Annotated in this window: 21 protein-coding genes; 8 read left to right on the top strand and 13 right to left on the bottom strand. The window is 43.9% G+C overall.

The genetic code is table 11. The features are described 5' to 3' along the window. The first annotated feature begins 63 nt into the window (after positions 1-63). Positions 64-951 (top strand): GNAT family N-acetyltransferase, encoded by an 888-nt coding sequence (locus tag Xenpb_RS08285; protein ID WP_187653997.1) that lies wholly within the window; start codon positions 64-66, stop codon positions 949-951. Here the strand turns inward: Xenpb_RS08285 and rfaC are convergent. The 3 genes from rfaC to rfaD are packed head-to-tail and all read right to left on the bottom strand — an operon-like array spanning position 925 to position 3908. Further along, positions 925-1908, bottom strand: coding sequence for a lipopolysaccharide heptosyltransferase RfaC (gene rfaC / locus Xenpb_RS08280; protein ID WP_187653895.1), 984 nt, complete (start codon positions 1906-1908; stop codon positions 925-927). The two genes, Xenpb_RS08285 and rfaC, sit on opposite strands and share 27 nt — an antisense overlap. Continuing rightward, positions 1908-2960, bottom strand: a complete 1053-nt coding sequence (gene rfaF, locus Xenpb_RS08275; RefSeq protein ID WP_187653894.1) for an ADP-heptose--LPS heptosyltransferase RfaF — start codon at positions 2958-2960, stop codon at positions 1908-1910. The genes rfaC and rfaF overlap by 1 nt, the downstream gene beginning before the upstream one ends. Positions 2961-2969: 9 nt before the next feature. Next, complete coding sequence (gene rfaD / locus Xenpb_RS08270; protein WP_187653893.1) at positions 2970-3908, bottom strand: ADP-glyceromanno-heptose 6-epimerase; 939 nt, start codon at positions 3906-3908, stop codon at positions 2970-2972. 237 nt (positions 3909-4145) lie between these two features. Here rfaD and kbl point away from each other — a divergent pair, with 237 nt between their 5' ends. Further along, positions 4146-5342 (top strand): glycine C-acetyltransferase, encoded by a 1197-nt coding sequence (kbl, locus tag Xenpb_RS08265; protein WP_187653892.1) that lies wholly within the window; start codon positions 4146-4148, stop codon positions 5340-5342. 9 nt (positions 5343-5351) lie between these two features. Further along, positions 5352-6377 (top strand): L-threonine 3-dehydrogenase, encoded by a 1026-nt coding sequence (gene tdh / locus Xenpb_RS08260; protein WP_187653891.1) that lies wholly within the window; start codon positions 5352-5354, stop codon positions 6375-6377. Between the two features lie 24 nt (positions 6378-6401). Here the strand turns inward: tdh and Xenpb_RS08255 are convergent, their stop codons facing one another. Further along, positions 6402-7484 (bottom strand): divergent polysaccharide deacetylase family protein, encoded by a 1083-nt coding sequence (locus Xenpb_RS08255; protein WP_187653890.1) that lies wholly within the window; start codon positions 7482-7484, stop codon positions 6402-6404. Between the two features lie 30 nt (positions 7485-7514). Next, positions 7515-8828 (bottom strand): murein hydrolase activator EnvC, encoded by a 1314-nt coding sequence (envC, locus tag Xenpb_RS08250; protein ID WP_187653889.1) that lies wholly within the window; start codon positions 8826-8828, stop codon positions 7515-7517. A 367-nt stretch (positions 8829-9195) separates the two neighbouring features. On the opposite strand from envC, the gene Xenpb_RS08245 reads away from it, so the two are divergent. The 4 genes from Xenpb_RS08245 (at position 9196) to cysE (ending at position 12043) form a co-directional block, all read left to right on the top strand. Further along, the gene (locus tag Xenpb_RS08245; protein WP_187653888.1) at positions 9196-9633 is read left to right on the top strand and encodes a rhodanese-like domain-containing protein; all 438 of its coding nucleotides are present in this window, start codon (positions 9196-9198) and stop codon (positions 9631-9633) included. Between the two features lie 77 nt (positions 9634-9710). After that, positions 9711-10181, top strand: coding sequence for a protein-export chaperone SecB (gene secB / locus Xenpb_RS08240; protein WP_187653887.1), 471 nt, complete (start codon positions 9711-9713; stop codon positions 10179-10181). Further along, on the top strand, positions 10181-11200 hold the full coding sequence (gene gpsA, locus Xenpb_RS08235) for an NAD(P)H-dependent glycerol-3-phosphate dehydrogenase (RefSeq protein WP_187653886.1): 1020 nt from the start codon (positions 10181-10183) through the stop codon (positions 11198-11200). The genes secB and gpsA overlap by 1 nt, the downstream gene beginning before the upstream one ends. A 21-nt stretch (positions 11201-11221) precedes the next feature. Next, positions 11222-12043, top strand: coding sequence for a serine O-acetyltransferase (gene cysE / locus Xenpb_RS08230; protein WP_187653885.1), 822 nt, complete (start codon positions 11222-11224; stop codon positions 12041-12043). A 71-nt stretch (positions 12044-12114) separates the two neighbouring features. On the opposite strand, the gene trmL is transcribed toward cysE, so the two are convergent. The 8 genes from trmL to Xenpb_RS19945 all read right to left on the bottom strand — a co-directional run bounded on the left by trmL (position 12115) and on the right by Xenpb_RS19945 (position 15384). Beyond that, positions 12115-12618, bottom strand: a complete 504-nt coding sequence (trmL, locus tag Xenpb_RS08225) for a tRNA (uridine(34)/cytosine(34)/5-carboxymethylaminomethyluridine(34)-2'-O)-methyltransferase TrmL (RefSeq protein ID WP_187653884.1) — start codon at positions 12616-12618, stop codon at positions 12115-12117. Between the two features lie 171 nt (positions 12619-12789). Next, on the bottom strand, positions 12790-13497 hold the full coding sequence (locus Xenpb_RS20440; protein WP_187653883.1) for an acyltransferase: 708 nt from the start codon (positions 13495-13497) through the stop codon (positions 12790-12792). Next, positions 13431-13646, bottom strand: a complete 216-nt coding sequence (locus tag Xenpb_RS08215) for a transposase (protein WP_187653882.1) — start codon at positions 13644-13646, stop codon at positions 13431-13433. The genes Xenpb_RS20440 and Xenpb_RS08215 overlap by 67 nt, the downstream gene beginning before the upstream one ends. Continuing rightward, on the bottom strand, positions 13640-14113 hold the full coding sequence (locus tag Xenpb_RS08210) for a helix-turn-helix domain-containing protein (protein ID WP_187653881.1): 474 nt from the start codon (positions 14111-14113) through the stop codon (positions 13640-13642). The genes Xenpb_RS08215 and Xenpb_RS08210 overlap by 7 nt, the downstream gene beginning before the upstream one ends. A 126-nt stretch (positions 14114-14239) precedes the next feature. Next, positions 14240-14437 carry a hypothetical protein gene (locus Xenpb_RS19960; protein WP_255523084.1) on the bottom strand — a complete coding sequence of 66 codons (198 nt, stop codon included), beginning with the start codon at positions 14435-14437 and terminating at the stop codon, positions 14240-14242. 6 nt (positions 14438-14443) lie between these two features. Continuing rightward, positions 14444-14677, bottom strand: a complete 234-nt coding sequence (locus tag Xenpb_RS19955) for a hypothetical protein (RefSeq protein ID WP_368666810.1) — start codon at positions 14675-14677, stop codon at positions 14444-14446. Then, positions 14640-14939, bottom strand: a complete 300-nt coding sequence (locus Xenpb_RS19950) for an ISAs1 family transposase (protein WP_368666807.1) — start codon at positions 14937-14939, stop codon at positions 14640-14642. Before Xenpb_RS19950 ends, Xenpb_RS19955 begins: the two co-directional genes overlap by 38 nt. 133 nt (positions 14940-15072) lie before the next feature. Then, positions 15073-15384, bottom strand: a complete 312-nt coding sequence (locus Xenpb_RS19945) for an ISAs1 family transposase (protein WP_255523083.1) — start codon at positions 15382-15384, stop codon at positions 15073-15075. A 271-nt stretch (positions 15385-15655) separates the two neighbouring features. On the opposite strand from Xenpb_RS19945, the gene Xenpb_RS08200 reads away from it, so the two are divergent. Further along, positions 15656-16180, top strand: coding sequence for an IS5 family transposase (locus tag Xenpb_RS08200; protein WP_255523082.1), 525 nt, complete (start codon positions 15656-15658; stop codon positions 16178-16180). Positions 16181-16288 lie beyond the last annotated feature (108 nt).

Raw genomic sequence — 16288 nt, 5'->3', positions numbered from 1 at the left:
GTAATATAAAATCCTTTGTTAAGTAATTTTATATTAAAACTAAAGTAATTTAGTGGAGTTATGATGGAAAAAATAAAGCCATTTCTTTTTGGATGGAAAACCTGCGATTTTAAACAATATAAAGAGGCTTATGATCTGTTTGGAGGATGTGTATCAACACACCCCAACATTATATCTTTTCTGAATAGACATCTTGATGAAAAGCTCTGCTTTTATATTAAAAAAACAGGGAATGTAATTAAAGGGGCTTTTTTTTCTTTAAATAACAATGACTTAATTGAAAATGTGCAAACTAAATATCCAGTTTCATATGATGAAATTATTTTCCCTATCACAACAGACGCTAAGCTATTTTTGCCAATAAAATCAAAGAGATTATCCCCAATACATAAAGATAATTTCCTGAACACCAGCTATAATCCTCGGCTAAATAAACGAAAAATTTGTCTTATCAAAGACAGTTTCTCTTACAAAACTCGCCGTAATCGCAGCAACGAGATCAATAAATTCAAGCGAGCCGGAGGGGAAATTCGTTCTTCAAGTGAGTTTAGTGCCGAAGAGTTAGTGAATATCTATATCGATCTATACCAGAAACGTTGGAACTACAGTCATTCTGAAGAACAAAAACAACATCTGGTTGAAATCTATACAGAACTTCGTGAACATATATTTGGCAATGTGTTACTGATCAACGGCAAACCCTGTGCTTATGATTTTGTTTTGAAGGCAGATAGCCCCAAATGGATCTCTTTTGATGCCATTAATGGTGGCTATGATGCAGAATATGCCCATCTCAGTGTGGGTAGCGTTTTGATGTGGGTAAATATCCAAGAAGCAAAAGCACTGTGTCAGCAAGGTGGCAAAACCATGCGTTACTCCTTGGGTAATCCTACGTTTGAGTATAAAAGCCGTTGGTGTGAAACATTACAACTGGGAAAAGTGCTTTTTTAACACTTGCTGTAAGAGCAACATAACCTCCGATGGTGTGATGCTTTGCATCGTATTATCCGCCGATTTTAGAGAATGTTGCTCTTTACCATATCCACCGATCAAACCGGGATCTGTCGGGCCAAATAGGGTGATATTAGGTCTATCAAGCGCGGCTGTCAGATGGCTTAGCCCTGTATCGACGGAAACCACCGTTCGTGCGTCAGCAAGGATCTGGGCGACTTCTGCGAGAGTCAGTTTAGGCAATACTTCAACATGAGAAAATCCTTCCGCCAACCGTAATGCCCGTTGATGCTCATGCTCTGCACCCCAGGGGAGTTTGATGCGCAGTCCTGTTGTTTGGAGTTCTGCGATAAGTTGTCGCCAATGATTTTCAGGCCAGTGTTTTTCATCGCGGGTAGTTGCATGTAGGAAAACGAGATAATGGCCTTGGTTTTCTGTTTGTTGATTCAGAAAATGGCGGGCAATGGCATAGTCACCTTGTTCCGATGGCTTTTTATAGCCCAAGCTATCAGCAAACAAGGCCCGAATGCGCTCAACCGCATGTTGTTGTTTACTAACGGCATGACGATGATCGTAGAAGAAGCTGGCGATAGGTTCGCGGATGCTTTTTTTGTCGTAGCCATGTTTTGGGCCATGAGCTAACCGAGTCACCAAAAAAGCACTTTTTAACAGCCCTTGGGCATCAATAATGGCGTCATATTGGTGCTGTTGTAGTTGTTTTCGGAATAGCGCTCGCTCTTCACGAATATCTTTTCTGAACCAATTTTTCCGCCAACGGCGAATCGCGACGGGAATAACATTTTCGACTGCACTGTGCCAGGTTGGAATTTGAGCAAATCCTTCTTCCACCACCCAATCAAATCGAATGTCCGGAAAATGTTTTTTAGCATCAGTTAATGCTGGCAGAGAATGTAACACATCGCCCATTGAAGATGTTTTTACCAGTAAAACACGCATTAATGCTGACTCTCCACCTGTAGCAGTGTCTCTAATGAAGCTAAAACCTTTTCAGGTTGAATATCAATCAAGCTTTGATGATAACCGCCATCACTGTCACCTTTTCTGATTTTATGATAGCCCGTAATCAGACGGATCACTTCAGCCTTATCTGAAAGAGGGGGAGTAAAATCAGGGCTGCTTGGGCCATATAGTGCCACCAACGGACGATTTAAGGCTGCTGCAACGTGCATCAGACCTGAATCGTTCGTCACGATGGCATCACAAGCTGCGATGATATTGACTGCTTGCTCAAGTGACGTTTTCCCCGCCAGATTGAGGCAATCTTCGCGGGCATCATCACTTAAAAGAGTACGAATATCTTCACCCGCTTCATGATCTTTGGCGGAACCAAATAGCAGAATCTGATAGCCCTTTTGGGTAATTAATTGTTCGGCAAGCGCGGCATAGTGATAATGCGGCCAGCGTTTAGCCGGGCCGAATTCAGCACCTGGGCAAAAGCCAATAATAGGGCGGTGATCGGCAATATTGAAAGCCGAGGTCGATTCTGCAATATCTTCGTCATTGACGGTTAACTGCGGCCACAAGAGAGGCGGTGGAATGTCATCGGCGCTATGTATGTTTTTCCCTTCATACGCGAGAGCAACATAGCGCTGTACCATGAGTGGAAAAGCATTTTTATTCAGGACTCGGATGTCATTCAGCAGCCCATAACGCATTTCACCACGCCAGCCTGTACGTAACGGGATATTGGCGAAGAAAGGCACGAGTGCAGATTTGAATGAGTTGGGTAACACATAGGCGCGATTATATTTATTTTCACGCAATGTGATTCCGAGATGGCGGCGCTCACCCAAGGCAAGTGCACCATGACCAAGCGGCATGGCGAGTGCTTGATTCACTTCTGGCATTTTTGCCAGTAATGGACGGCACCATGCCGGCGCCATCACATCAATTTCTGCATTCGGGTACAAAGCCTTCAAAGTACGGTAGAGGCTTTGTGACATCATCATGTCACCCACCCATGATGGGCCGATCACCAGTATCTTCATAGACGTCGATTAATTATCCTGATTGAGCCATTGCATATATTCAGTGACACCTTCGGCAACGGTTTTGAACGGTTTGTTATAGCCAGCAGCACGAAGTTTGGTCAGATCTGCCTGAGTAAAACTCTGGTAGCGACCTTTTAATTTTTCCGGGAAATCGATGTATTCCACAACCGGAGATTTTTCTGTATGGAATTCAGTAACGGCATCGGCAACAGCCTGGAAAGATTCAGCACGACCTGTTCCACAGTTAAAAATGCCGGATACATTGTTTTTCCAGAACCATAGATTGACTGCGGCAACATCGCCGACATAGACAAAATCGCGCCGGAAATTTTCGCTACCGGCAAATAATTTCGGATTTTGCCCTTGGTGGATCTGATCATTTAAATGATAGGCGACACTGGCCATGCTACCTTTATGCCCTTCGCGCGGCCCATACACGTTGAAATAACGGAATCCACAAATCTGGGAATCTGCATGAGGCAAAATATCGCGAACATATTGGTCAAACAGGAATTTGGAATAACCATAAACGTTGAGAGGTTTTTCGTATTGACGCTCTTCAATGAAATTATCACTGCGGCCACCGTAAGTTGCGGCAGAAGAGGCATACAGGAACGGGATTTGGCGCTCAAGGCAATAATGCAATACATCTTTGGAGTACTGATAATTATTGTCCATCATATACTTACCATCCCATTCCGTTGTGGATGAGCATGCACCTTCATGGAAAACGGCATCAATATCACCTAAATCATCACCGGCAATGATGCTGGCAATGAAATCTTCCTTATCCATATAATCGGTGATATCCAAATCAACTAAATTGACGAACTTTGTGCCGTCTTTCAGGTTATCAACAATAAGAATATCCTTATAGCCTTCGTCATTCAGTGCCTTGACAATATTGCTGCCAATAAACCCTGCGCCACCAGTGACAATAATCATTTGGCTCACCTCTAAATAGTCAGTTGGTATATCTTTGGCGCGTATAATAGCACTTAACCCTACTGACGACAGTAGGTTAAACAGGGGAATATCCTGAAATATTGTCTCAGAACAGACTTCGAGCTGTGATCGGCTTTACAAAGTTACATTTTATCTTTCTTGGTGTGTCGTCACTGGCAGCATCTATCAGTAAAATACGCCAAGCCTTCCACTTACTTAGGTACTCAGGAGAGAAAAATGTCAGCGTCATTTTACCAGCAAATTAATGAGCAATTGGAACAAACCCGCTCTGAAGGTTTATTTAAAACTGAACGTATTATCACATCTTCCCAGGATGCCAATATTGCTGTCGCAGAGGGTAACCAAGTCATTAATTTTTGTGCCAACAACTACTTAGGTTTGGCTAATCACCCTGACCTGATCGCTGCTGCAAAAGCAGGAATGGATAGTCACGGTTTTGGTATGGCATCCGTTCGTTTTATTTGTGGTACGCAAGACTCCCATAAAGAATTAGAAACTAAGATAGCTGAATTTTTAGGCTTGGAAGATGCCATTCTGTACTCCTCGTGTTTTGATGCCAATGGTGGCCTGTTTGAAACGCTGTTTGGGCCGGAAGATGCCATTATTTCTGATGCTTTGAACCACGCTTCCATCATTGATGGTATCCGTTTATGCAAAGCGAAACGTTACCGTTATGCCAATAATGACATGCAGGAATTGAGAGCGCAGTTGGAGAAAGCGAAGGCCGAAGGTGCGCAAAATATTCTGATCGCAACAGATGGCGTCTTTTCAATGGACGGAGTGATTGCTGATTTGAAATCCATCTGTGATCTGGCTGATGAATTTGGTGCATTGGTCATGGTGGATGATTCACATGCAGTTGGTTTTGTTGGTAAAAATGGCCGTGGCACACATGAATATTGTGATGTCATGGGACGTGTCGATATTATCACGGGTACGCTGGGTAAGGCTCTGGGTGGCGCGTCGGGTGGTTATACCGCTGCACGTAAAGAAGTTGTTGAGTGGCTGCGTCAGCGTTCACGCCCTTATCTGTTCTCCAACTCACTGGCTCCTGCCATTGTTTCTGCATCTATCAAGGTGCTGGAGATGTTGGAAAATGGAGATGACCTGCGTGAGCGTCTTTGGAGAAATGCGAATCTGTTCCGTGAGAAAATGACTGCCGCAGGTTTCACTTTAGCAGGAGCAGATCATGCGATTATCCCTGTCATGTTGGGTGATGCGAAATTAGCCCAAGAATTTGCGGCTGAATTGCTGAAAGAAGGCATCTATGTGATTGGATTCTTCTATCCGGTTGTTCCTAAAGGCCAAGCGCGTATTCGAACCCAGATTTCAGCAGCCCATACTGAAGAACAAATTGAGCAAGTGGTGGCGGCGTTTACACGCATTGGCAAGCAATTGGCCGTCATTGCATAAGGTATCACTATGAAAGCACTATCAAAATTAAAGTCAGAAGAAGGGATTTGGATGACGGATGTGCCCATTCCGGAGCTTGGGCACAATGATGTGATGATTAAAATACGTAAAACGGCCATTTGTGGTACGGATGTTCACATCTATAACTGGGATGATTGGTCCCAGAAAACGATCCCTGTTCCGATGGTGGTAGGGCACGAATATGTCGGTGAAGTGGTTGCGATTGGTCAGGAAGTAAAAGGATTCAAAATTGGTGATCGCGTTTCCGGTGAAGGGCATATCACCTGTGGACATTGCCGTAACTGCCGTGGAGGCCGTACTCATTTATGCCGTAATACCACTGGCGTTGGTGTGAACCGTGAGGGCGCTTTTGCTGAATATCTGGTAATTCCGGCATTTAATGCCTTTAAAATTCCAGACAATATTCCGGATGAGTTGGCGGCTATTTTTGATCCTTTTGGTAATGCGGTACACACAGCGCTGTCTTTTGATTTGGTCGGGGAAGATGTACTGGTATCCGGCGCTGGTCCCATCGGGATTATGGCGGCGGCGGTGTGTAAGCATGTCGGTGCCCGCCATGTCGTGATTACGGATGTGAACGAATATCGCCTTGAATTAGCGCGTAAAATGGGCGTTACCCGTGCCGTGAATGTCAGCAAAGAAAATTTGACTGATGTGATGGCTGAGTTGGGAATGACAGAAGGTTTTGATGTTGGACTGGAAATGTCCGGCGCACCACCTGCGTTCCGTACTTTGCTTAATACCATGAATCATGGTGGACGCATTGCATTATTGGGCATTCCACCTTCAGACATGGCGATAGATTGGAATCAGGTCATCTTTAAGGGGCTGTTTATCAAAGGTATTTATGGACGTGAGATGTTCGAAACATGGTACAAGATGGCAGCGTTGATCCAATCTGGCTTAGATCTGACTCCGATTATTACTCATCAATTCCCGATTGATGATTACCAGAAAGGCTTTGATATCATGCGGTCAGGGCAATCTGGCAAAGTGATCCTAAATTGGGATTAAAAATTTTAACTACCTAAAAAGAAGTTAAAGGTTAGAACAGGCGTCCCTTGTTTTATGGACGCTTGTTTTATGGGTGCCTGTGTGAACATTTTTTTGCTGTGATTTTAGCTTGTCTGCTGCTTTGTTTTTCTTTGTTTGGTTTCTTTCTGCCTTATCTAAGAGATCGGAAGCTTCTTGTTTTGGGGCATTACCCAAGAGTTTTTGAATGTGCTGATTTAAGGTATTGATGACGATATTGTTAGCTAATTCTTTTCCTATCATCTTGATATAAGCCAACTGAGTGACTGGCTCTGATTCGCCAGGCTTACACTTGCGTGCTATTTGTTGGTTGTTCTTATTTGTAGGTCTATGGCTTAGTAACATGCTAGGTGTTACCAACTCAATATCACTGGGTAATGTTGCAAGAGTTTGCTGTAAGGCGCGTACAGTTGTTGGGTGCGGATGCCCAATAGCAATAGCAACACCTTGTTTACGGGCAAGGGCAATTGCCCGGTTGAGTTGATGTTTTGTTTCAGCTTCGGATTGAACATTATCCAAAAAAACATTTCGGCGGATGACTGGAACGGATGTTCCTATTGCTGCTTTAGTAACTTGTGTATTCCCAATCGTGACACTATCCAGAAAATAGAGATGGTGACGAGATAATATTTGCATCACTTTTTCCATGCCACGGAGATTGGATGTCATTGCACTACCCATATGGTTATTCATGCCAACAGCATGGGGAATTTTCTGTATCGCATCTTGAATAATACGACCAATTTCTTCCTGACTCATGGCCGGATGCAGGGTGTTTTTTTCCAAAGGTTGTTTGCTTAGTGGTGCCATCGGCAGGTGGATCAACACTTCCCGCCCTTGTTGATGGGCTTTTTCTGCCATTTTCCTGCCGTGTGGAGAATTGGGTAGTATTGCGATAGAAATCGCAACGGGCATTTGTAATATCTTGTTTTCCTCATTAACACGATAACCAACATCATCAATGACAATGGCTAAGCGTGCAGCGTGGGCATTCAAGGTAAACGTCAATGATATGACGAGTAGCAGTATCCAAAATAACAGAGTTAGCGAACTAACATGTTTTATTAATAGATACTGCATCTTCATCATTAGTATATTCATCCTATGTTGTGTTTTATCCTATTTACCTAACCACGGTAATGGATTAACAGCCCGCCCCTGACGACGAATTTCAAAGTACAGTGAAGGTTGTTTTTGTCCGCCGCTGCTGCCGACCAGTGCGATTGGCTGACCAGCCCGAACTTGCTGCCCAACTTTGACGAGTGTGCTTTGGTTGTAGCCGTAAAGGCTCATGTCACCTTTACCGTGCTCAATCACGACAACCAAACCATAGCCTTGCAACCAATCTGCCAGTAATACGCGCCCATCTGAGATGGCTCTCACTTCTGTACCTTCTGCGGCGGCGATAACAATGCCTTTCCAGCGCAATTCACCCTGTATTGCTTCACCAAAACTATGGATGACACTGCCGCGTACAGGCCAGATTGCTTGCCCTGCCGGACGCCCAAGACCACCTGTCCGGGCCATGAGAGCACGTTCATCTTCTGTAGGTTTATAGCTGGCGCCTTTTTGCTGAGCCTGTTTCTGTTTAGCGGCAACTTGAGCACGGACGCGAGCAGCCTCACGAGCCTCACGTTCAGCACGGGCTTTGGCTTCTCGTTCAGCTTTGGCAATTTTATTTCTCAAGCTGGTTTCATTTTGCCTAAGCTCCGTCAGACTCTGTTGATCTTTTTTCAATGAAGATTCGAGCACTGTTAACGTGTTTTGTCGTGCGGTTCGGGCAACTTCCATTTTTTGTTTCTGTTGCTTCTGGTTGTTCAGTATTACTTTTTGTTCGCTTTGTTTTTCCAGTTGTAATTTTTTTTGCTGGTTAAGTTCTTCTGTTGTTTTTTGCAGTTTGGAGATAGTTTCTTGGCGTGCCTGATTCAAGTAACTGTAATAAGCAAGAATACGTTCTTTGCGTTGAGTTTCTTCGCCATTGAGCAACAACTCTAATCCTTGGTGATTTCCTTGCCGAAATGCGGCATTTAATTGACTGGCAAGTAATTTACGTTGTTCTTTTTGTTGCGTTTGCAGCCGTTTGATATTTGTATTCATTGATGAGAGTTCGTTTCCCAGTTTATTCAGGCGAGCCTGTGTACCGTGCAGAGATCGGCCTACTTCTGAGATCGTGCTTTCTTGTTCTTTCAATTGATTAACGAGGTCGGTGCGTTGTTTTTGTTGTTGTTTTACACTTTTCTCTTTCTCGGCAATATCCTGTTGAATATCTTTGAGCTGATTTTTATTCTCTGAGATTTGGTTGGCGAAAGCGCTTATACTGAGGCTGAAAAAGGCGAACAACAAGACACAGAGCGATAACACTCCGGTTTTCTTTTGCCACTGATATTGCTTCTGCCGATTCGCACGGCGCTTTAGGTCCTTACTTTCAGCCATCTTATTGAATACCCTGCTGCTATGCCTTTCTGCTATCTTTTTTTCTGTTATATAGTGCCCGATTATTTCATGAGGACTTGCCCCTGACCAGAGAACAGCCTGTTTTTTATCGTCAATATGAGTTTTAGTTAATTTAGTTCATATATTGTCGAAGATCCTGCCCCGGCTCAATGTGACATGGAATATTTTAATGACGTATTACAATTAAGAACTTCTCGGTGTATTTTTTAATTTTTCTCGAAACTCTCCGCAAAATCTGCACAAATGTGCATAGTGTTAGTGCTAATTGGCTGTAATTGACGCAACACACAGGTATACTCTGCTACCTTAGATATTTGTTATTAACTAACGGGAGTTGTTGCCCTCCATGCTGCAAGAAATCATGCAATTTATTAGCCGGAACACGATCCTGAGTCTTGTTTGGATTGCATTGCTGGTGGCTGTCATCGTCATGACGGCAAAAAGTGTGTTCTCCAAGAGTAAAGAGATCACCCGTGCACAAGCTATTCATTTGATCAATAAGGAAGATGCTATCGTCGTGGATTTACGCTCCCGTGACGATTTCCGCAGAGGGCATATTATTGGTGCCGTTAACCTGACACCATCCGAGATTAAAGATAATAATCTGGGTGAGCTGGAAAAACACAAAAAACAGCCTGTCATTGTTGTTTCAGCGAATGGATTGGAATCCAGAACACCGGCAGAAAATTTGGTTCGTGTCGGCTTTGAGCAGGTTTATTCCCTGAAAGAGGGAGTTGCCGGGTGGGCGGGTGAAAACTTGCCATTGGCCCGAGGCAAGCGATAGCGATAACGAGTTTAGGTGCAAGCAGAATGCTTGCATTATCGAAGGTTTAATAAGGACGTCTGAAAAAGGTAATTATTATGTCAGAACAAAACAGCACAGAAATGGCTTTCCAGATCCAGCGTATTTACACGAAAGATGTTTCTTTCGAAGCACCAAAAGCGCCTCAGATTTTCCAGCAGGATTGGCAACCGGAAGTCAAATTGGATCTGGATACGGCTTCCAGTGAATTGGTTCAGGGAGTCTATGAAGTTGTTCTGCGTGTCACCGTTACGGCGACATTAGGAGAAGAAACCGCATTTCTGTGTGAAGTTCAGCAAGCGGGTATTTTCTCTATTGATGGTATCGAAGGAACCCAACTGGCACATTGCTTAGGCGCATATTGCCCGAACATCCTGTTCCCATATGCTCGTGAATGTATCACCAGTCTGGTCGGACGTGGTACTTTCCCACAACTGAACCTGGCTCCAGTTAACTTTGATGCTTTGTTCATGAACTACCTGCAACAGCAGGCTGAATCTCAGCCTAATGAGGCAGAACAGGAAGCCTAATGAATACTGTTTGTATGACAGTGATCGGTGCCGGTTCATACGGCACCGCCTTAGCCATTACGTTGGCGCGCAATGGGCATGAGGTTGTGCTCTGGGGACATAACCCTGAGCACATTCATGCCTTGCAACAAGCACGTTGCAATCAGGCATTTTTGCCGGATGTTTCTTTCCCTGATAGCTTACTGCTTGAAGCTGATCTGAAGAGCGCGGTATCAGCCAGCCAGAATATCCTGATAGTGGTTCCCAGCCACGTTTTCGGTAATGTCTTACAGCAGATAAAACCACATTTGCAACATGATAGCCGCATTGTTTGGGCAACTAAGGGCCTAGAAGCTGAAACAGGGCGCTTATTACAAGATGTGGCTCGTGAGATATTAGGCAATGAAATCCCATTGGCAGTCGTCTCTGGCCCGACATTCGCAAAAGAACTGGCGGCAGGTTTACCAACCGCGATCGCCGTTTCTGCTACAACACCTGAATTTGGCGAGGAACTCCAGCAGCTTTTCCATTGTGGCAAAAGCTTCCGGGTATATAAAAACCCTGATTTCATTGGGGTACAACTCGGCGGTGCAATAAAAAATGTTATTGCAATTGGTGCGGGTATCTCTGATGGTATGGGATTTGGCGCGAATGCTCGCACGGCATTGATTACCCGCGGATTGGCAGAGATGAGCCGCCTCGGAGTGGCATTAGGGGCTGACCCATCTACATTCATGGGCATGGCTGGATTAGGTGATCTCGTCCTGACCTGTACTGACAACCAATCCCGTAACCGTCGTTTTGGCATGATGTTGGGGCAGGGAATCAATGTTGATGATGCTCAATACGAGATTGGGCAAGTGGTTGAAGGGTATCGCAACACCAAAGAAGTTCGTGCGCTGGCGGAAAGAGTAGGCGTTGAACTACCTATTACAGAACAGATTTACCAGATACTGTACTGCGATAAAAATGTGATTGAAGCTGCTCAAGCACTATTGGGAAGAGCTACAAGAGATGAAGGAGAAAGCTCTCATTCTTAAGCAATGATAGGAACGACTGATATGTCGCGAGAAGAACTGAACGAAGTCTGGAAAAATATAAAAAATGAGGCAAAAGCGCTGGCAGACTGTGAACCCATGTTAGCCAGTTTTTTTCACGCGACACTACTCAAGCATGAAAATCTTGGTAGTGCCCTGAGTTACATGCTGGCAAATAAGCTGGCAACCCCGATTATGCCTCCCATTGAAGTCAGAGAAGTCGTTGAAAGCGCGTATCGCAGTGACCCTAAGATGATTGAATCGGCAGCACGTGATATCAAAGCTGTCCGATTGCGTGATCCGGCGGTAGACAAGTACTCTACTCCATTACTTTACCTTAAGGGTTTCCATGCACTACAGGCCTACCGCATCGCACATTGGTTGTGGAAACAAGAGCGCAACGCATTGGCAATCTATCTGCAAAACCAGATCTCAGTTTCATTTGGTGTAGATATCCATCCTGCCGCGAAAATTGGCTGCGGTATCATGCTGGACCATGCAACCGGCATTGTGATAGGTGAGACGGCGGTTGTTGAGAATGATGTATCCATTTTGCAATCTGTGACTCTTGGGGGAACAGGTAAAACTAGCGGAGATCGTCATCCGAAAGTACGTGAAGGGGTGATGATTGGAGCGGGTTCTAAGATCCTCGGAAATATCGAGATTGGTCGCGGCGCAAAAATTGGGGCAGGGTCTGTTGTATTAAGGCCAGTTCCACCACATACCACAGTGGCGGGCGTACCGGCGCGGATTGTCGGAAAGCCGGAAAGTGATAAGCCATCACTGGATATGAACCAGCTCTTTAATGGTATCAATAATGGATTTGAGAACGGGGATGGGATTTGAAATTTTGTTCCTTCTTTATCATCATCAATAGATAGGACATTCAGCGCGGATTAGGCGCTGAATGTTATATATTAATCCCGCAATAACGCACCAGGATAACCCAGTTGTCGCCATGCTTCAAACACGACCACAGCAACAGAATTGGACAGATTCATGCTACGGCTATCTGGTAGCATGGGTATTCTGATTTTTTGTTCTGCGGGCATGTTATCTAACACATAAGGTGGTAAACCACGGGTTTCCGGGCCAAACATCAGATAATCACCATCACGATAACTTACATTACTGTGAGCTGGAGTGCCTTTTGTGGTTAAGGCAAATAGACGTGCTCCAGAAGAAGATTGTGAATTGACTGAACTGAGTCCTTCACTTTCCAGGAATGCGTTGTAATCGTGATGTTGTTTGATATTGGCAAACTCATGGTAATCCAATCCTGCACGACGCAGGCGCTTGTCATCCCATGTGAAACCCAAAGGTTGGATTAAATGAAGTTGACAGCCTGTGTTGGCACACAGGCGGATGATGTTGCCTGTATTAGGCGGGATTTCTGGTTCGAATAGGACGATGTTTAGCATGGTTTGATCAAATTGTTACGGATGTAGTTGTAATTTTCTACAGTATCCATTTCTGCTGCGTGTGTTTTTTCTACTAAGTGTATAGTACCAACCTCTATCTTGTCGAATAGAGCGATGGGGATGTTATCCCAATAGAGTTACTGAATTCAGGAACAATCAAATGAATAATGTTCATTTATTGGTTCTTTTTATTTTTCTCAAAATATTACGACATAGATTGATTGATGGCTTTTCAATAAAAAAATGAGTTAATGTGGAAAATATAATTGTCACAAAAATATAAAATATAAATTTAGGAATTCCATTTAAATTAAAATATAACTCATCTCTATATAAAAAATTTATAATTATTATGTGAGTCATATATATGGAGTATGATATATCACCTAAAAAAAACAGTGATTTCATTTTTTTTATACTAAAAATTCTCTCATATAAAACAAATAGAAATATTAACATAAAGCTAATGAATCCCCATTTGTGAATACCATGACCTTTGAAAGTAGATTCAGAAAGAAGAATCACAAAGCAACAAGATACCAACGAAATAAGAATAAATCTAACTTCTTGAAGCTTCAGAAAATCACTTCTTATATATTTTAAACAATAATAACAAAAGATCCCTAAAACAAATTCAACAATCATGGGTGATGAAAATATTGAAATTATTACTTTAGTTATTCCGCCAAAAGGAATTGACAAATCATGAAAAACATTTAAAGAGATAGTCTCATTAAATCCTAATTGCAAAGCTAAAAAAATAATAAGTATTAAGGTTGAGCAAATGACTCCCCTATATTTATGACTAATTATTAATGATAAGAAAAAAATAATATAAAAATGTTGTCCGTGTAATTTAACGCCCCCAGAACTGACCATCTGCCATGGGCTTGAGGCTCAGTCTCATGGGGCTTACCCCGTGGACTCCAGCCATATTGCACCGGAGGGGACGCGGCAAAACCGGCCTCATCAAAATAGACCAGTCGGTAATGGCCTAACTGTGCTCCGGTCTTAATTTTGCTCAGCAAGGCGGATTTTTCAGCAAACTCCGTTTCGTTGCGCTTTTTTTAAGCGACAGGCGGGTTCGTTTATAGGTGAGACCCTGCTTTTTCAGGGTATTCGCCAGCGTTTCAAGCGTACAGGGCAGGGAACCCTGCTTTGCCTCAACGCACTGAGCTATTCGGGCGAGCGTCAGGGATTCTGCGCTGGCCGCTTCGACCGCAGTGGCAATCATTTCAGGCGTCATGGCGAGATATCGGCCGCCGGCATGACCCCCTAATAATCCCGCAATCCCGCAATTGTGCCATGTGTGAACCCAGTTGTAGATAACCCGGAGACTGCATCCTATCTCAGCGGTGATCTGGGACGGCTTGACGCCTCTGGCAAGCATGAGCAAACCCGTTCCTCGCGTACGGACGTCCCGGTGTGGGTGATTCAAGGCCAGTTGTTGCAATGTAATTCGTTCAGACTCAGAAAGTGTTATCTTCGATTTCATAAGAACAGGTGGAAAATCGGGTTATCGATTATAACAGTAATGCAGGTAATTTATCTTATTAACTTAAATTGTATTTTTTAAAGATTTGAGATTTGAGTTTTGAGTCTCAGGGCAAACGGGTCTAAATTATACTGATGGAAAACCCACCGTAAGGACTTTCAGCATATAACTATTATCCCAGCCTGCTTTATGCCGCTTGGTTTTGATGCTCACCTTAACCGTTTTCTCATTTTTCAGCAGGTTTAACGCGATTTTATTCATTAAGGCGAGATTTTCCGCACCGTATCCACTCCTCAGGCGGTTTTTATCTTCATTGAAACTCACATCCAACTACCAGTGTAATTTCGATTCAATGTGCCAATGGTTGCGTATTGCATACGCGATAAACTGGGCGGTTCTGGCCTGATGGTTGGTGATGTAGTAACGTCGCTCATACGTCTCCGCTTTCCCTTTGACTTCCCGATGAGATTCAACCACGGTAATTCCGCCCAGTGTTTTCCATTGTGGATGGCGTTCTTTCAGCCAGTCAACATCGTTGACCAGCCATACCTGCCGCTGTTCTATATGCCCATGATCCCCCTCGACACATCGGTTTCGGCCATGTACTATCCCGGCAAAGTGATTGATCAGATGAGTATCTAAAACAGCTTGATATCCTCATAAAATTGCCTTTCAGTGCCAACACATAATCCGCCTGACCTGCCACAATCTGCTCCGCTATCTGATACTGGCAGCCCATCGCATCAATCGTGATTGTCGCCTCTTCGATATCCAGCAAGGCCAGCAGCTTGGGGAGCGCGGTGATCTCATTAGATTTGTCCGACACTTTCACTTGGTCAAAACAAAGCTGATTGGCGACCGACTAGGCACTCACCAGATGGATAGCTGGGACATCCTTGGCCTTATCCAGTGTGCTCCGCATCGTTTTGCCATCTAACGCAATAATATCTTTGGTCAGGTTAGCCAGACTTTTCACCCACGCGGTAAAGGCGTAAAGGCGTAAAGGCGTGGCCAAACTCGTGCGGATTGAGTCGGTTGAGGACATCGTTGAAGGTATCATGACTGGGTATTCCATTAGGTAACGCCAGAAATTGCCGGAACCAGTCTTCTTTGGTTTTTCCATGTTCTTCAATGTCATTGAAATTCTCACAGCCGCAGATGATGGCACAAATTGAGATAGTGAGAATATCGATAAGCGAGTGGCGCTGAGTTCGATTGACTCGAGGATCACTGAGATGCCCGAAGGTGTGACTGATAGAGGTCGCTTTCATCGTGCTGTTTCAGGGTAATTGGAGATGGAAAACCCCATGATAAACTACAATCAGCCATTAATAACGTACTGAAATGAGCAAAAGTATCTCAAAAAAATTAATTGGTTAATTTAGACCCGTTTGCCCTGTACATGAAATGGACAATACTCATAACAGATATCATTTCATGACGTACTATCTAGGGGCTGTGGACGTTTTGTGAAGGAAACTTGAACGGCATGATAATCTGGTATTCTTGTTTTTGCCAAAAAACGGTTACCTTGAGACCATCATGCCGAGAACGATGTTACCAGCTTCTTTGTGGAATAAGCTATTTTTATTCATGCAACAAAATGGACTTGTCTACAACAAGGAAGAGTATCGTCTTACTTTCGAAGGTATTCTTTACCGCATGAGAACGGGGATCCCGTGGCGGGACTTACCTGACGTATTTGGAAAATGGAACACCGTCTTCCGACGTTTTAATGTTTGGTCAAAAAAAGCATTTTTCATTTACTTTTCAAAATGTTATCAGAGGATACAGATACCGAATGGTTGGTTATTGATGGCAGTATTGTACAGGCACATCAGCATAGTTCGGGTGCCGCCACAAAGGAAGATGAAGCCATCGGAAAAAGCCGACGGACTCTCAACCAAAATCCATTTAGCGGTAGACAGTTATGGTTTACCGGTGCATTTCGAGCTTTCCGGTGGTCAAACCCATGACATAGTTCATGCTGAAAGCCTCGTCACACAATCTCCGGCCTCAGATTTTGTGATTGCAGATAAGGGCTATGATATAGCAGAATCAACATGATCTGACACATTCGATGTGCTCGGTGAACAACTCATCAACGGAACATCTTTTTTGTCTTCTTATCGCTTTTGCCCCACCCCATTTGTGTTCTATGGGATTCAAGTCCGG

This window comes from Xenorhabdus sp. PB62.4 (assembly GCF_014467285.1).
In the GTDB taxonomy this organism is placed as follows: Bacteria; Pseudomonadota; Gammaproteobacteria; order Enterobacterales; family Enterobacteriaceae; genus Xenorhabdus.
Note: the sequence above shows the minus strand (reverse complement) of the source record. Positions and strands in the feature narration are given on the sequence as shown.

Coding starts and splice junctions, on each gene's coding strand:
- rfaC (WP_187653895.1), bottom strand. CDS start 1,908: ATGCGTGTTTTACTGGTAAAAACATCTTCAATGGGCGATGTGTTACAT.
- Xenpb_RS20440 (WP_187653883.1), bottom strand. CDS start 13,497: ATGGTCAGTTCTGGGGGCGTTAAATTACACGGACAACATTTTTATATT.
- secB (WP_187653887.1), top strand. CDS start 9,711: ATGTCAGAACAAAACAGCACAGAAATGGCTTTCCAGATCCAGCGTATT.
- Xenpb_RS08255 (WP_187653890.1), bottom strand. CDS start 7,484: ATGATGAAGATGCAGTATCTATTAATAAAACATGTTAGTTCGCTAACT.
- kbl (WP_187653892.1), top strand. CDS start 4,146: ATGTCAGCGTCATTTTACCAGCAAATTAATGAGCAATTGGAACAAACC.
- Xenpb_RS08285 (WP_187653997.1), top strand. CDS start 64: ATGGAAAAAATAAAGCCATTTCTTTTTGGATGGAAAACCTGCGATTTT.
- tdh (WP_187653891.1), top strand. CDS start 5,352: ATGAAAGCACTATCAAAATTAAAGTCAGAAGAAGGGATTTGGATGACG.
- Xenpb_RS08210 (WP_187653881.1), bottom strand. CDS start 14,113: ATGAAATCGAAGATAACACTTTCTGAGTCTGAACGAATTACATTGCAA.
- Xenpb_RS19945 (WP_255523083.1), bottom strand. CDS start 15,384: ATGAAAGCGACCTCTATCAGTCACACCTTCGGGCATCTCAGTGATCCT.
- rfaD (WP_187653893.1), bottom strand. CDS start 3,908: ATGATTATTGTCACTGGTGGCGCAGGGTTTATTGGCAGCAATATTGTC.
- envC (WP_187653889.1), bottom strand. CDS start 8,828: ATGGCTGAAAGTAAGGACCTAAAGCGCCGTGCGAATCGGCAGAAGCAA.
- cysE (WP_187653885.1), top strand. CDS start 11,222: ATGTCGCGAGAAGAACTGAACGAAGTCTGGAAAAATATAAAAAATGAG.
- gpsA (WP_187653886.1), top strand. CDS start 10,181: ATGAATACTGTTTGTATGACAGTGATCGGTGCCGGTTCATACGGCACC.
- Xenpb_RS08200 (WP_255523082.1), top strand. CDS start 15,656: ATGCCGAGAACGATGTTACCAGCTTCTTTGTGGAATAAGCTATTTTTA.
- Xenpb_RS08245 (WP_187653888.1), top strand. CDS start 9,196: ATGCTGCAAGAAATCATGCAATTTATTAGCCGGAACACGATCCTGAGT.
- rfaF (WP_187653894.1), bottom strand. CDS start 2,960: ATGAAGATACTGGTGATCGGCCCATCATGGGTGGGTGACATGATGATG.
- trmL (WP_187653884.1), bottom strand. CDS start 12,618: ATGCTAAACATCGTCCTATTCGAACCAGAAATCCCGCCTAATACAGGC.